The sequence below is a fragment of the Fictibacillus sp. b24 genome, assembly GCF_030348825.1.
GTDB lineage: Bacteria > Bacillota > Bacilli > Bacillales > Fictibacillaceae > Fictibacillus.
Map to the genome: position 1 here is coordinate 1,103,895 of NZ_JAUCES010000005.1, position 12,869 is coordinate 1,116,763.

The following is a 12,869-nucleotide window of genomic DNA, read 5'->3' on the forward strand; positions in this document are numbered from 1 at the left end:
AACCAGATGAGTAAAGAAGAAGGTGAAAATGTTGTATTTGATTCGAAAAATGAGATCGCAATTTAATAGTTGGGCTCTGCTTAGCTTTATTTTTTCAATTTTAATCATTTTACCGGCTTTGCTCATTATGGTTCAGTTATTCGCGGAGAGTAATGAGAATTGGGAACATATTAAAGAATTTTTGCTAAAGAACTATATTATAAATTCGGTAACACTAGTTATTTTTACAGGAATATTTACTGTAATCATTGGTGTAAGTGCAGCGTGGCTCGTGACTGCCTATACGTTTCCGATGCAGCGTTTCTTTAAATGGGGATTAATTCTTCCTCTTGCGATTCCTCCCTATATCGGAGCGTATACGTACCATGGCATTCTGAATTACACGGGTGTTATCCAAACAAATCTTAGAAATCACTTTAGTATAAAGGTTGATCAAAAGTTCTTTGACATTATGAACATACCAGGAGCAATTTTTATCTTTACTTTGTTCCTCTATCCATATGTTTATATCATCACAAGAAGTTTCTTGGAAAACCAGTCTTCTTCTCTAATAGAAAATGCACGTGTTTTAGGTAAAGGTTCATTCCAAACGTTTATACAAGTGGTACTTCCAATATCTCGAACAGCAATAGTAGGCGGTGTCTCTTTAGTTATCTTAGAGGTATTTAACGATTATGGTGTTGTTAAATACTTTGGAATTCAAACGTTTAGCACAGCTATTTTTCAAGCTTGGTTTGGAATGGGAGATATTCAATCTGCCATTAAATTAGCGGGTACATTGATGGTAATCGTTGTCTTTATCCTAATCGCAGAAAAGTTGATACGGGGGCGGAAACAGTTCAGCTATTCAACGTCAAAAGTACGCCCATTGCAGCCGAAGGAATTAAAAGGTTGGAAAAAGTACTCTGTTCTTACCTTATTCCTTGCATTGTTTGCAATAGCCTTTCTTATTCCTTTCATCCAGCTTTTACAGTGGGTGTACATGACATATGATGTAATCTTAAGTGAGGTTTTTCTGGATTTAATTTGGAATTCGGTGTTTGTGGCTTCCATAGGTTCAGGGCTAATCATTATTACCGCTCTCATAATCGCTAATTTTAGTCGTCTTTCAAAAGGATGGGTCAGCAAGTTTTTTTCAAAGATAACGGTTTTGGGATATTCGATACCTGGTGCTGTTATTGCGATAGGTGTACTCACGTTATTTCTTGCACTGGATCAAAAGGTTATTGTCTTATATGAATGGATGGGGCTGGAGCCTACGCTTGTATTAAGCTTAAGCATCAGTATGCTGATCTTTGCCTATGTTGTCCGCTTTTTGGCCGTAGGGTATAACTCTATTGAATCTGGCTTTGAAAAAGTGGGGACAGTTTTCACAGATGCCTCCAGGACATTAGGAATGTCTGTTACTAGGACCTTTTTTAAAGTGGATATAAAAATGATAAAAGGTGCGATTGCTGGCGGTTTTATTCTAGTTTTCGTTGATATTTTGAAAGAATTGCCCTTAACGCTCATACTGCAGCCATTTAACTTCTACACGCTAGCTACGAAAACTTTCCAATATGCGAGTGATGAACGAATTCATGAAGCCTCTGTTTCGTCTATGGTGATTATTTGTATAAGTGCACTGTCGATATTCTTTTTACACAAAGTTTTAGAAAAGGAGCCAAAATAATGTTTGTTCAAATCAAAGATTTAGCGTTCAATTATAAAAATTCCCGTAAGCCTCTATTTGAAAACCTTTCTTTAGGGTTTAAACAAGGTGAAGTTACTGTAATATTAGGCCAGAGCGGTAGCGGGAAAAGCACATTGCTTCGTTTAATTGCAGGCTTAGAAATGCCTACAAAGGGATCGATTTTAATTGATCGTGCCGTTATGAACGATTCATTTCGATTTGTACAGCCTGAAAAGCGCGGGGTAGGACTTGTTTTTCAAGATTATGCCCTTTTTCCGCATATGACGGTTGAGAAGAACATTAAGTTTGGCCTTCATAAAATGAGTCGTAAACAGAAGCAATACCGCATGGAGGAGCTTCTGACTATGGTAGGAATGGAAGAGTATGCTTCTCGTTATCCTTACGAATTAAGTGGGGGTCAGCAGCAGCGAGTAGCTTTAGCGAGAGCATTGGCACCAAATCCATCGTTAATTATGTTTGATGAACCTTTTAGTAACTTAGATACTAAACTTCAAGAACAGATTCGTGATGATTTGAAAGAAATCTTAAAACGTACTGGGATTACTTCTATTTTTGTTACACATGACGAAGAAGATGCGCGTGCGATTGGGGACAGGATTGTACTTATGCAGGACGGTAAGATCCAGGAAGCAGGTAGACCAGAGGCAGTATTTAAACAGAATAGAGAAAAGCTTTCGTTAGCTTATGTATAAATAAAAAAACCGGGGCTATCCCGGTTTTTTGCTACTTCTACAAGATTGTTTAAACGGAAAACAACTACTTCCAAGACAACAAAGCTTACAAAAGGAGCCTATTTTTTAAATTGAGCGTCCAATTTCCCGTTCATGTCGATTAAGAATCCGATTTCTCGGCCTAATAGTTCTCCAAGTTCTTTTGCTTTCTTTTCACTCTCGTTCTTTATCTGTTCAATCGTTAGCTCGCCTTTTAATTTTGAAGCACCAACGATAATGCTTAAGTCACCTTTTTCATAAAATACAATTTTCATTTACAATACCTCCCTGAAAAATAAAACCTTCTACATATTTCGCTGTTATCCTCATACTTATGGGGTAGCAGTGAGAATATGGAAAAACATTCATGATGAAACTATTAATTGGAATAAATAAGTATATCGTGTTTTCTTGACAAGTTTTTATGTATGTTGATAAAATTAGAGCATATTCATATGATTCGCTGAATTCTTCACTTCTATTCTAAGAACTGAAGAGAAGAAGCGGGGGAACCACAAAATTGGCAATATGCCTCGGGATGAATTTGTTTAAATACGAAAGGGATAACTCTCAATTCCCTAATCCGACAGCTAACCTCGTAAGCGTTTTTGGAGAGAGAGCTTTAATACATGGGCTAAGTCTATGTGTTGCGGTGTATCCCACGGAAAATCCTCTCTATTTTCGTGGGTTTTTATATGCAGCAAACAAAAATTTAGGCATGTATTAGGACACACTCCTCATACTATAGTAACAATAGTAAGAATTTTCAAACAAAAGGGGGATGCGTTTATGAAATTGTCAACGAAAATTTTGATCGCGCTGGCATTAGGGGTTGTAGCAGGCCTTATTCTTAATTTAACCTTGCCAGATGCGTTCGCAACACTGGATAAATACGTATTAAAGCCAGTGGGAACATTGTTCTTAAACCTTATTAAAATGCTTGTTGTACCGATTGTTTTCTTTTCAATCGTTTTAGGAACTGCAGGATTGGGTGATCCAAAAAAACTAGGACGTATCGGTGCAAAAACAATTGGTTTCTTCTTAGCTACTACAACAATCGCCATCATTATTGCTATGAGTTTAGCACTTATTTTTAAACCAGGCGTAGGTGACTTTAAAACTGAAGGAGCTAAATTTGAAGCACAAGAAGCTCCAGCTGTTACAGATACGTTATTAGGAATTATTCCTACCAATCCTGTTCAGGCTATGGCTGACGGAAACATGCTTCAAATCATCGCTTTCTCAGTATTTGTTGGTTTCGCGTTAACGATGCTTGGAAGCAAAACAAAAGGAATTATGGATTTAATTGAACAAGGTAACGATATCATGATGTACCTTGTAAATGTAGTAATGAAGTTTGCTCCATACGGGGCTTTTGCTCTAATCGCTTCGGCAATCGGAAGCCAAGGTATGGATGCAATTAAAGCGATGGGACTCTATATGACAATCGTAATTGCCGCATTAGCAATACATTCAATCGTCACATACGGTGGCTCTGTTGCATTGTTAGGTAAAATGAACCCTGTTACGTTCTTTAAAGGCTTTGCGCCTGCAATGTCAGTAGCATTCAGTACATCAAGTTCAAATGCTACACTTCCGATCTCCATGAAAACAGCCCAAGAAAACCTTGGTGTCCGCAAATCTGTAAGTGGATTTGTACAGCCGTTAGGCGCTACGATTAACATGGATGGAACAGCGATTATGCAAGGGGTAGCGACGATCTTTATCGCACAAGTATATGATGTAAACTTAAGTATTGGTGCGATGCTTACTGTTATCCTTACAGCTGTTCTTGCTAGTATTGGTACAGCAGGGGTACCTGGAGTAGGACTCATCATGCTAGCGATGGTACTAAACTCAGTTGGATTACCAGTTGAAGGTATCGCTCTGATCCTTGGTGTTGACCGACTTCTTGATATGTTAAGAACGGCTGTTAACATCACGGGAGATGCTGCTTGTGCAGTTATCGTCGACAAGGGTGAAGACAAACATCTTGGTGCTCGTGATCAAGAAGTTAGCGCATCATAATGGATTAATTAAGCTGCAGAGATTTTTCTCTGCAGCTTTTTTATATGCCGATTTCCCTAGTTTAGTAATTATGAGTAAATAAATGTAAGCAAGGATAAAAAAACATGTTAAAATGGATAGATACATAATGAAATTTCGGAGTGATTTTCTTGGAAAAATGGGTCGAGATATTAATGCTTACTGGTAAGATCATATGGGTACAGATTCAGACTGTTATCAATCCTCTTATCGAATTAATTGAAAGTGGGACGAATAACTTTTGGTTTGTATTTGCGTTCACTATCGTCGCAGGAGCTGCGCTTTTAAGCCTTATTATTAATGGAATCACCTTTTATCAGGCTCATAATTTTATCCATCGAAAAATGGTTATTGAATCATCTCAAGATATTGAATTTACTTTATTCTTAAAAACGCTTTGGCAGAGTAGCCGATCTAAAGGTTTGTTAGCTAACGCAAAGTCAGCCAAAAGCCGATACCTTCAATTCAATACACAGGAACGTCTTTTTGTTCAAACCTATCTGCAGCAGCGTTTGAAATTTTTACGTATAAACCAGCCTTTGTTTATATTGGCGGCCGTATTTATTGGTTTAATCTCAAGTATTGCTGTTAACGTACTGCCCATTGAGGCTGTAGCGTTAACTGCTGAAAATGTGTTAAAAACAACTTTGTTTGTACTTGTTTGGCTGTTCATTATGCAAACTAAATATGTATCAGTTAAGAAACAGACATACTATCACCTAGCTTGGATGCAAGAAACGAACAGAGCAGTAAACGAGGATTACATACAGGATGAAGGTGCTCAATTGTCGATAGAAAAAGAAAACAACCCTGCGTATTAACGTGATACGTAAGGGTTGTTTTTTATCCAAAATCGATAAGGATAATGGACCGCTTCTTCTGCATATTGAATACCAATTCGTGGACCTGCTGCGATTTGTCGTTCTTCTACATTAAATCCTTCTTCAATTCTTATATTGCTTTCATTAATTTTCTTTCCATTATCAGATAAAGTAAAATTCATACTTTTGGAAAGCTTGCCAGGTCCGTTTGTCAGCTGAAAATCATTCTTTATCTTTGATCTTCTTTCCCTCATTTTTTCCATCCCCTTCACTGGCTGAAGCGCTCTTATTAATACTGCTTCAGGCTTATTAAATGGTCCTGATACAATGTTAAAGCAAACGTGCATCCCGTAAATAAAATAGGTATAAATCGTCCCTGCCTCATGAAACATGACTTCTGTTCTCGGTGTTCTTCGATTTCCATATGAGTGAGCTGCCCGATCTTCTGGGCCTAAATATGCTTCAGTTTCAACAATATATCCTGAAACCAAACCATCTTTACTCTCATGAATAAGCTCCATGCCTAAGAGTTTTTTTGCAAGATCAAGTGTAGGTAAACAAAATAAGTCCATTTTAATCTCCTTATATGTATGACTTTTGCTTTATGTAAGTACAATAACAATAGGATTGTAGTATTATGTTTCCTTTTGTCGAAGTTTTACAAACGTTAAAAAAAGGAAATAAGGCATGTAACAAGAAGTTTTTATAAAGCAAATAAATAGGAGGCGTTTAATGTGGATGATTGGGTAAATCAAACAGGGATCTATGAGAATCTCTCCAAACGACGCTGGGAATATTGGGAAGTTAGTCAACAAGGCATTAAAACGATGGTTTCCTGGTTGTGCTGGAATGCGCCTAATTCTGTTTATGAACAGTGGAGTAAATCTGTCTTGCATTAAACGCAGTTCTCGTTAGAAGTTCCTTTTCTTTAAAGGGACTTTTTTATTTGTATATAAGGCTTGAATCTTCTTTTAAGTGGTTAAAATGATTAACAGCTAACAAAAAGGAGAAGATTTACATGAATCATAATAAAGGTCAGCTTCGCAGAGCCGTTGAAGGTCGTAAACAGCGATTAATTCAGCATCTGATTCATAAAGGAATGTATGGAAATGAGGATCACAGACACTTAACCGAGTTCACACTAAGTGAACTAGAGTTGGAATGGAAAAATGCTCAATTTATTGATCAAGAAAACCATATTAGCTGATTTTTTTAAATAGTAAAAAAATAAACACTTTGAAAGTGCGTTTCTGGTATAATATCCCTATGAGTGGGAAAAATGTCTTGTCTTTACGACAAAATACGAGATGATCTGCCATGAATCGTTTGATAAAGGCAAACTCGCTGAAAAGTGAGGACGCAAAGCTATAGGGGCTTCATTCTAGAAATATGCCAGCCAGCTACCTTACGAGATTTATCCTTCGGTTTATGAAATCTGATATTAGGGGGATATCAATGGATAATCACTTGCTATACATTTCATGGTCTGCCATTGGTTTTTATTTAGCTATCATTTTTTGTATTTGCCTATTATTATTTTTTACTGGAAATATGCTGAAAAAAGATTCTCGAATCCTAGATATTTTTACAAATATACTTATCATAATAGGTGCAATCGCTTGGGTTGTCATAACAAGTTAGCCAGGTGAAATTAAAATTTCCAAATTTTTAGTAAGGATACGCACGATAGCCTCACGTTATAATGATTGCATATAGGAGAGGGGGCTTATCAATGAATGCAAAAATAAAAATGAACCTTACGGACGAGGAAAAAGAACTATTAGTGGAAACATTGCTTAGTCAGGGATATGCTTATGAGGTTGTAGACTCAGAATTGAAAGACTTGGAATATGAGTTAAAGCCAGGATACGAAACAAAAGTACGGAAATTGAACGGTCTGTTAAAAAAATTACATAATTAACAACTCTTAAATCGATAAAACACGATCAGAGGTAACGGATAAAGTTCTATCAATCAGACCGCCTAAAAAATAATAAAAAAAAGCAAAAGGCCCCTCTAAAAGGTCTTTTGCTTTTTTAATTTAAGTATCTAGTAATCCTTTTCTTCTGGCTTCCATGCGCCATTCCGCTTCTTTAACGACTCTTCTAGGAAGCTTCCCTCTGTTTTTTAAAAATGACCAGTATGTTAAGTATTGTTTAGGTCTAGATACTGGTGAGACATTCCTCGCATACTCCCACCAAGAGATTTCGTTTGCTTCTAAGCGTATTAAAAAAAGATCGTCGCCTTTTACCATAAAACTCACTCCTGTCTTGCCTTTCGTTACCAATTAGTATGGACTCATTTCAATAAAATAATCGAAAAAAAACATGACACCTTATTTTTATGCATGCTGTTCCATTCTGTTTAGGACAAAAAGTAATTTTTTAGTCAGGCAGGAAATAAGTTATGAAGCTTGAATCTTTTAGATACATAAAAGGAAGGTTGTGCTAGAACATAGGGAGGGGTGGTCCTGTTGGAGCAAGTACTCATGTTTTCGTCACTTTTAGCTCCTTTGGTGACAGCGATGATGGAGCTCTTAAAACGTACTTTCCCGATTCAGAAAAAATATATACCGATTTGTAGTTTTTTTGTAGGGTTATTAATCGGTTTACTAGCTTCCCCTTTTACTAATATGAATGCAGAACTTAGGCTGTGGTCTGGAGGAATAGCAGGCTTGGCAGCAACTGGATTGTATGAAATCGGCAAGAAAAGCAAAAAATCAAAAAGAACCTGTTAGATTTATAAATTCATGTGTGCTTTTAGGCTTTCAAAAAGCTTTTTACTAAAGGATTGTATCTTTTGAACCTTTTTTATTCACTTCATTTGCAAGTTGATTGGAACGGAAATCAACCGCTTTCAAGAGCAACAAAGCTTACGAAAACCGCTTTTTATAAAAAAGGTTTAAAAATAAGAATACAGTGAATAGATTATAGTAAGAAAACAATGTCAGGCGGTGAATTATCATGAAAGCTTTTATAGCACTTTGTTTTGCTGTTTTGCTATCATTCCTAATTGTCCCTAACATTTCAGAGAACGTACAACAGAAATCCGGTGCTCCGGATGAAATAATTAACCAACCTGTTAATGCTGAGGAAAACAACGAAAGTAGTAATGATCAACAGATTCCAGCCTTTACGGAGGATCTTGCGAAGAAAAGAGCAAGTCTCTTTATTGATGCTCTAAAACAAGAAACAGATGAAAACTATAGAGTTATAAATTATTCCACAAAAGAGGAATATATGACATACCTTATGAATTTTGTGTCAAAAGATATAGCTGCTTATTATACAGACGGATTATTTGAAGAGAGAGAAAGTTCATTGTACATTATTCCGACAGAGCTTCCGCCATGGCTGGAGGAAAATGAACCTGTTAACATAAAACAGCTTTCTGATACTTCTTATCGGGTCTATCAGAAGAATACCTCTGATCTCTATGGTACATATGAGATAACATTAGGTTATGAATATTTGGATGGAAATTGGATTATTACATTTGCATCTGTTGATTAAACATGGGGTTTCCCTTCCCATGTTTTTTCACGATTAAAACAAATGGACTTTAAATGTTGTGAACTTTACAATAAAGGAAACAGTCGAGATGGAGTAGTGTGATGGATATAATTACGTTTAAGGATTTTTATAACAACACTGTACAATTGTCGTTTTCAGACCACCCCTTTTCGGAAACACCTAAACACGTTTGGTGTTTGTGTAAGTTTAAAGATCAATGGTTGTTAACAGAGCATCCAAGGCGTGGTATTGAGTTTCCAGGTGGAAAAGTAGAACCGGGCGAGACCGCAGATGAAGCCGCGGTTCGTGAAGTGTTTGAAGAAACCGGTGGAAGAGTTTCCGAGCTAAAATATATTGGTCAATATTACGTGGATGGAAAAGGCGGAAAGATTATTAAGAATATATATGTTGCAACAGTAGATAAAATCCTACTAAAAAACCGGTATTTCGAAACGAATGGGCCTGTGTTAATGAGCGAGCTGCCTGAAGATGTATCTACGAATAAATCGTTTAGTTTTATGATGAAAGACCAGGTTTTGAGTGAGAGCATGAAATATGCACTCAAACATTCCCTGGCCTGATTTCTTAATTATGAGCGATGCTTAATAAGTCTTCGTTCTAACAATTCTACTCCTTGATACATAACGGTTGCCATTACAGCAATTATGAGAAGACTCATTAGGACAAGGGTAAAATTAAAGACTTGGAATCCATAGATAATCATATATCCTAATCCTTGTTTTGAAACGAGAAACTCACCAACAATTACCCCTACCCATGATAACCCAACATTTACTTTTAAAGATGATATGATATTCGGAAAACAGGCTGGAAGGATAACCTCCTTAAAGCACTGTTTTTTTTTTCCTCCAAAAGATCGAATTACTTTAATGTAATTAGCATCAACATTTTGAAATGCCGTGTATACAACGAGTGTTGTGATAATAATCGAAATGAGGATTCCCATTGCGATAATTGACCCGAAGTTCGGACCGATCGCAACGATTAATATTGGTCCTAATGCTACTTTCGGCATAGCGTTTAACACAACGAGATAAGGATCCAGTACCTTTGATAAAAATGGTGACCACCAAAGTAAAGCTGCAAGCAATGTGCCTAACAAAGTTCCTAGAATAAATCCTAATACGGTTTCACCAAGGGTGAAAAAAACGTGAATATATAACGAACCATCGCTTGCTTTTTCAAGAAATAGAGCCCATATTTTTGTAGGTGAACTGAACAATAAAGGATTAATCCATCCTTTAAATGAAAAGATTTCCCATATTAGAAAAAAGCTAATGAACATGAGCAGCTGAACAAATCGGATGTTTCTTTTCTCTTTTTTTAAAGATTGGAGATATTCTCTGTGTTTTTCATTCTTTATCGTTTTGTTCAATGTGCTCCAACTCCTCCCATATTTGCTGAAAGGTTGCAGAAAAGTCTGGATGCTGTCGTGCTTCAAAGGGCAGGAGAGTTCTTAATGTATCTGGGATTTTAAATGTCCGGAAGATTCGTCCTGGATTGCTTGATAACAAGATAACTGTGTCGCTCATTGCAATCGCTTCGCCTATGTCATGCGTTACAAGAATAGCGGTTTTACCGTGTTCTTTTAGAGTGGAAGATACAAGATCCTCGAGCTTTAACTTCGTTTGATAGTCAAGTGCAGAAAAAGGTTCATCAAGTAAAAGCAGCTTAGGCTGGGTGGCTAATGTTCGAACAAGTGCCACCCTCTGCCTCATCCCACCAGAAAGCTCCGAAGGATATTTGCTCCTTGTATGGTCTAAGCCAATTTCTTTTAATAATGTGAATGCTGCTTGAATGTGTTCGAAAGAATATTGATTCCTCAGTTTTAAACCAAGCGTAATATTATCCTCGATGGTTTTCCACGGAAACAAGTAATCTTGTTGCAGCATATAGCCTATTTTTGGATGTGGTTGAGTAATCTGCTGGTTGTTTACCATGACAGAACCCACGGTCGGAAGCAACAAGCCTGCAATAATGGATAGAAGTGTGGATTTACCGCACCCGCTTGGTCCAAGTATGGAAATGAACTCTCCCTCACTGACAGAAAGCGTTATATCTTCCAAGGCCGTTGTGGCAGAGGTCTTAGAAAAGTAGGTTTGACCGACTGATTTTAGTTGTAAAAAAGCCACGACGATCCCTCCTGAACTTATTTAATGGCTTCTTTTGCTAATGAAGTGTCTACTAGAACTTTATAATCCACTTTTTTCGGTAGCTCTCCAGCTTCATCCATAATCGTCTGAAGATTATTCCATTCTTCTTCATCTAAAATAGGATTGAGCGCAAAGCTGTGCTGACTCTTATAGCGGTCAACAACTGTTTCGATTAGTTCAACAGGGGTATCTTCAAAATAAGGTGCGATCACTTTAGCTATTTCTTCAGCAGAATGGTTTTCGACCCAGAGTTGTGCTTTATATAAACCTTTTGTAAACTTCTCTAAAGTTTCTTTGTTTTCTTTCATGTAGCTTTCTTTAGCCATAAAGGTTGTATAAGGAATCTTACCTGATTCGGCTCCGAACGATGCCACGATGTGTCCGATTCCTTCTTGTTCAAAAAGACTTGCTTGAGGCTCGAATAGCTGAACATAATCACCTGTGCCTGATGCAAAAGCGTTAGCGATATTAGCAAAATCAATATTCTGAATCATCGTTAAGTCATTTTTGGGATCAATACCATGCTTCTTAAGGCCAAATTCACCAGCCATTTGCGGCATACCGCCTTTACGCTGTCCTAAGAACGTACTGCCTTTTAACTGATCCCATGAAAAGAATTCTGGTTTTTTACGCGCCACTAAAAAAGTACCGTCTGTTTGCGTTAGCTGTGCAAAATTAATAACGGGATCTGTAGAATCTTGAGCATGTACGTAGATCGTTGTTTCAGAACCAACAAGTGCAACATCTGCACCATCTGACAATAACGCAGTCATCGTTTTGTCGCCGCCCCAAGTGGTTGTTAGCTCTACATCCAAACCTTCGTCTTTAAAAAATCCCTTTTCAATTGCAACATATTGAGGGGCATAAAAGATAGAGCGGGTTACTTCTGCAATTCGTACTTTTTCTTGTTTAGGGCTTGAAGTGTTGCACCCTGTTAAGAGCATGGAGAAGGCTAGTAAACATGTGAACAGTATGCTTAATTTTCTTTTAATCAGTTTCATATTTGATCCTCCTGCAAATAGGGATGAAGTCATGACTTTTATGTAATAATGTATGTGATTGCTGTAAATGTGTGTTTGCCTACTAAAACTTCAAGGAGTGTTGGAATGAAAAAAGCAAAAATGATAGAGTGGCATCGATTTCCTTCCCCACATCCTACAATTCGGTTGTATGTTGTCACTTATTTAAATGATGGATTAAAAATTAAAGGACTTGCAGCATTGCCAGAAGGGAAAGGACCTTTCCCGGGGTTTTTATACCTTCGAGGCGGAATTAAATCGGTAGGGATGGTAAGAATTGCACGAATCATTCAGTTCGCTTCTCAAGGTTTTATTGTAATGGCACCTTATTATCGAGGCAACCAAGGCGGAGAGGGGAATGAGGATTTTGCTGGAGAAGACCGAACAGATGCTTTTGCTGCTTTTGAAGTATTAAAACAGTTTCCAAAAGTTGATGAAAATAACATTCATGTGTTTGGTTTTTCTAGGGGAGGACCGATGGCTCTTTTTACGGCTATAAAGTTTCCTGAGATTCGCTCTGTAGTAACGTGGGGCGGTGTGACGGATATGGCTATCACGTATGAAGAGAGAGAAGATTTACGAAGAATGATGAAGCGGGTTATTGGAGGAACACCAGAAAAATATCCGGAAGAATTTGAATGGAGATCACCGCTCTATTATATAGGGGAACTAGAGGCACCATTGCTTTGTATTCACGGGATGAAAGATGAAAACGTAAGTGTGGAGCATACACGTAAAATTGAAAAAAGGTTAAAAGAGCTAGGGAAGCCATGTGAAACCTGGATCTACCCCGAATACACGCACTACTTCCCGCCGAAAGAAAACCGGAAAATTACATACGCGTTATGCGAATGGATGAAGGAACATGGAACAGGAGCTGAATGAGAATCAGCT

At 37.5% G+C, this 12,869-nt stretch carries 17 protein-coding genes and 2 riboswitches; of the genes, 11 read left to right on the top strand and 6 right to left on the bottom strand.

Annotation, left to right across the window (positions count from 1 at the left end; all coding sequences use genetic code 11):
* Positions 1-28: 28 nt before the first annotated feature.
* A complete protein-coding gene (locus QUF49_RS05560) occupies positions 29-1,672 on the top strand; it encodes an ABC transporter permease (protein ID WP_425590454.1) in 1,644 nt (547 codons plus the stop codon).
* On the top strand, positions 1,672-2,385 hold the full coding sequence (locus tag QUF49_RS05565) for an ABC transporter ATP-binding protein (protein WP_289494739.1): 714 nt from the start codon (positions 1,672-1,674) through the stop codon (positions 2,383-2,385). Before QUF49_RS05560 ends, QUF49_RS05565 begins: the two co-directional genes overlap by 1 nt.
* Positions 2,386-2,483: 98 nt before the next feature.
* Here QUF49_RS05565 and QUF49_RS05570 read toward each other — a convergent pair whose 3' ends face one another.
* Positions 2,484-2,678 carry a hypothetical protein gene (locus QUF49_RS05570; RefSeq protein WP_077359415.1) on the bottom strand — a complete coding sequence of 65 codons (195 nt, stop codon included), beginning with the start codon at positions 2,676-2,678 and terminating at the stop codon, positions 2,484-2,486.
* Between the two features lie 176 nt (positions 2,679-2,854).
* Positions 2,855-3,023, top strand: a riboswitch (cyclic di-AMP (ydaO/yuaA leader).
* A gap of 169 nt (positions 3,024-3,192) precedes the next feature.
* On the opposite strand from QUF49_RS05570, the gene QUF49_RS05575 reads away from it, so the two are divergent.
* Positions 3,193-4,431, top strand: a complete 1,239-nt coding sequence (locus QUF49_RS05575; protein WP_289494740.1) for a dicarboxylate/amino acid:cation symporter — start codon at positions 3,193-3,195, stop codon at positions 4,429-4,431.
* 149 nt (positions 4,432-4,580) lie between these two features.
* Positions 4,581-5,270: a hypothetical protein gene (locus QUF49_RS05580; RefSeq protein ID WP_289494741.1), complete on the top strand. Its 690-nt coding sequence runs from the start codon at positions 4,581-4,583 to the stop codon at positions 5,268-5,270.
* Here QUF49_RS05580 and QUF49_RS05585 read toward each other — a convergent pair.
* A complete protein-coding gene (locus QUF49_RS05585) occupies positions 5,267-5,842 on the bottom strand; it encodes a DNA-3-methyladenine glycosylase (protein ID WP_289494742.1) in 576 nt (191 codons plus the stop codon). The genes QUF49_RS05580 and QUF49_RS05585 overlap by 4 nt on opposite strands.
* A gap of 162 nt (positions 5,843-6,004) precedes the next feature.
* Between QUF49_RS05585 and QUF49_RS05590 the strand changes: the two genes are divergently transcribed.
* The 3 genes from QUF49_RS05590 to abbA all read left to right on the top strand — a co-directional run bounded on the left by QUF49_RS05590 (position 6,005) and on the right by abbA (position 7,191).
* The gene (locus QUF49_RS05590; protein WP_156488434.1) at positions 6,005-6,169 is read left to right on the top strand and encodes a hypothetical protein; all 165 of its coding nucleotides are present in this window, start codon (positions 6,005-6,007) and stop codon (positions 6,167-6,169) included.
* A gap of 119 nt (positions 6,170-6,288) precedes the next feature.
* Positions 6,289-6,477, top strand: coding sequence for a Fur-regulated basic protein FbpA (locus tag QUF49_RS05595; RefSeq protein WP_289494743.1), 189 nt, complete (start codon positions 6,289-6,291; stop codon positions 6,475-6,477).
* A gap of 117 nt (positions 6,478-6,594) precedes the next feature.
* Positions 6,595-6,678, top strand: a riboswitch (cyclic di-GMP riboswitch).
* Positions 6,679-7,002: 324 nt separating this feature from the next.
* Positions 7,003-7,191: an antirepressor AbbA gene (gene abbA / locus QUF49_RS05600; protein ID WP_289494744.1), complete on the top strand. Its 189-nt coding sequence runs from the start codon at positions 7,003-7,005 to the stop codon at positions 7,189-7,191.
* 120 nt (positions 7,192-7,311) lie between these two features.
* On the opposite strand, the gene QUF49_RS05605 is transcribed toward abbA, so the two are convergent.
* Entirely contained in the window at positions 7,312-7,524 is a 213-nt protein-coding gene (locus tag QUF49_RS05605) for a hypothetical protein (RefSeq protein ID WP_289494745.1), read from the bottom strand.
* Positions 7,525-7,743: 219 nt separating this feature from the next.
* Between QUF49_RS05605 and QUF49_RS05610 the strand changes: the two genes are divergently transcribed.
* The 3 genes from QUF49_RS05610 (at position 7,744) to ytkD (ending at position 9,363) form a co-directional block, all read left to right on the top strand.
* Positions 7,744-8,007 carry a holin gene (locus QUF49_RS05610; protein ID WP_289494746.1) on the top strand — a complete coding sequence of 88 codons (264 nt, stop codon included), beginning with the start codon at positions 7,744-7,746 and terminating at the stop codon, positions 8,005-8,007.
* A 226-nt stretch (positions 8,008-8,233) separates the two neighbouring features.
* Positions 8,234-8,782: a hypothetical protein gene (locus tag QUF49_RS05615; RefSeq protein WP_289494747.1), complete on the top strand. Its 549-nt coding sequence runs from the start codon at positions 8,234-8,236 to the stop codon at positions 8,780-8,782.
* A gap of 101 nt (positions 8,783-8,883) precedes the next feature.
* The gene (gene ytkD / locus QUF49_RS05620; protein ID WP_289494748.1) at positions 8,884-9,363 is read left to right on the top strand and encodes an RNA deprotection pyrophosphohydrolase; all 480 of its coding nucleotides are present in this window, start codon (positions 8,884-8,886) and stop codon (positions 9,361-9,363) included.
* 8 nt (positions 9,364-9,371) lie between these two features.
* Here ytkD and QUF49_RS05625 read toward each other — a convergent pair whose 3' ends face one another.
* From QUF49_RS05625 to QUF49_RS05635, 3 genes are read right to left on the bottom strand one after another with little or no spacing between them, the layout of a single operon-like run.
* Entirely contained in the window at positions 9,372-10,178 is an 807-nt protein-coding gene (locus QUF49_RS05625) for an ABC transporter permease (RefSeq protein WP_289494749.1), read from the bottom strand.
* On the bottom strand, positions 10,156-10,935 hold the full coding sequence (locus QUF49_RS05630; RefSeq protein WP_289494750.1) for an ABC transporter ATP-binding protein: 780 nt from the start codon (positions 10,933-10,935) through the stop codon (positions 10,156-10,158). Before QUF49_RS05630 ends, QUF49_RS05625 begins: the two co-directional genes overlap by 23 nt.
* Before the next feature lie 17 nt (positions 10,936-10,952).
* On the bottom strand, positions 10,953-11,900 hold the full coding sequence (locus QUF49_RS05635; protein ID WP_289497584.1) for an ABC transporter substrate-binding protein: 948 nt from the start codon (positions 11,898-11,900) through the stop codon (positions 10,953-10,955).
* A gap of 162 nt (positions 11,901-12,062) precedes the next feature.
* On the opposite strand from QUF49_RS05635, the gene QUF49_RS05640 reads away from it, so the two are divergent.
* Positions 12,063-12,860, top strand: a complete 798-nt coding sequence (locus QUF49_RS05640; RefSeq protein WP_289494751.1) for an alpha/beta hydrolase family protein — start codon at positions 12,063-12,065, stop codon at positions 12,858-12,860.
* The last annotated feature ends 9 nt before the right edge of the window (positions 12,861-12,869 follow it).

Coding starts and splice junctions, on each gene's coding strand:
- QUF49_RS05560 (WP_425590454.1), top strand. CDS start 29: ATGTTGTATTTGATTCGAAAAATGAGATCGCAATTTAATAGTTGGGCT.
- QUF49_RS05565 (WP_289494739.1), top strand. CDS start 1,672: ATGTTTGTTCAAATCAAAGATTTAGCGTTCAATTATAAAAATTCCCGT.
- QUF49_RS05570 (WP_077359415.1), bottom strand. CDS start 2,678: ATGAAAATTGTATTTTATGAAAAAGGTGACTTAAGCATTATCGTTGGT.
- QUF49_RS05575 (WP_289494740.1), top strand. CDS start 3,193: ATGAAATTGTCAACGAAAATTTTGATCGCGCTGGCATTAGGGGTTGTA.
- QUF49_RS05585 (WP_289494742.1), bottom strand. CDS start 5,842: ATGGACTTATTTTGTTTACCTACACTTGATCTTGCAAAAAAACTCTTA.
- QUF49_RS05595 (WP_289494743.1), top strand. CDS start 6,289: ATGAATCATAATAAAGGTCAGCTTCGCAGAGCCGTTGAAGGTCGTAAA.
- abbA (WP_289494744.1), top strand. CDS start 7,003: ATGAATGCAAAAATAAAAATGAACCTTACGGACGAGGAAAAAGAACTA.
- QUF49_RS05605 (WP_289494745.1), bottom strand. CDS start 7,524: ATGGTAAAAGGCGACGATCTTTTTTTAATACGCTTAGAAGCAAACGAA.
- QUF49_RS05615 (WP_289494747.1), top strand. CDS start 8,234: ATGAAAGCTTTTATAGCACTTTGTTTTGCTGTTTTGCTATCATTCCTA.
- ytkD (WP_289494748.1), top strand. CDS start 8,884: ATGGATATAATTACGTTTAAGGATTTTTATAACAACACTGTACAATTG.
- QUF49_RS05635 (WP_289497584.1), bottom strand. CDS start 11,900: ATGCTCTTAACAGGGTGCAACACTTCAAGCCCTAAACAAGAAAAAGTA.
- QUF49_RS05640 (WP_289494751.1), top strand. CDS start 12,063: ATGAAAAAAGCAAAAATGATAGAGTGGCATCGATTTCCTTCCCCACAT.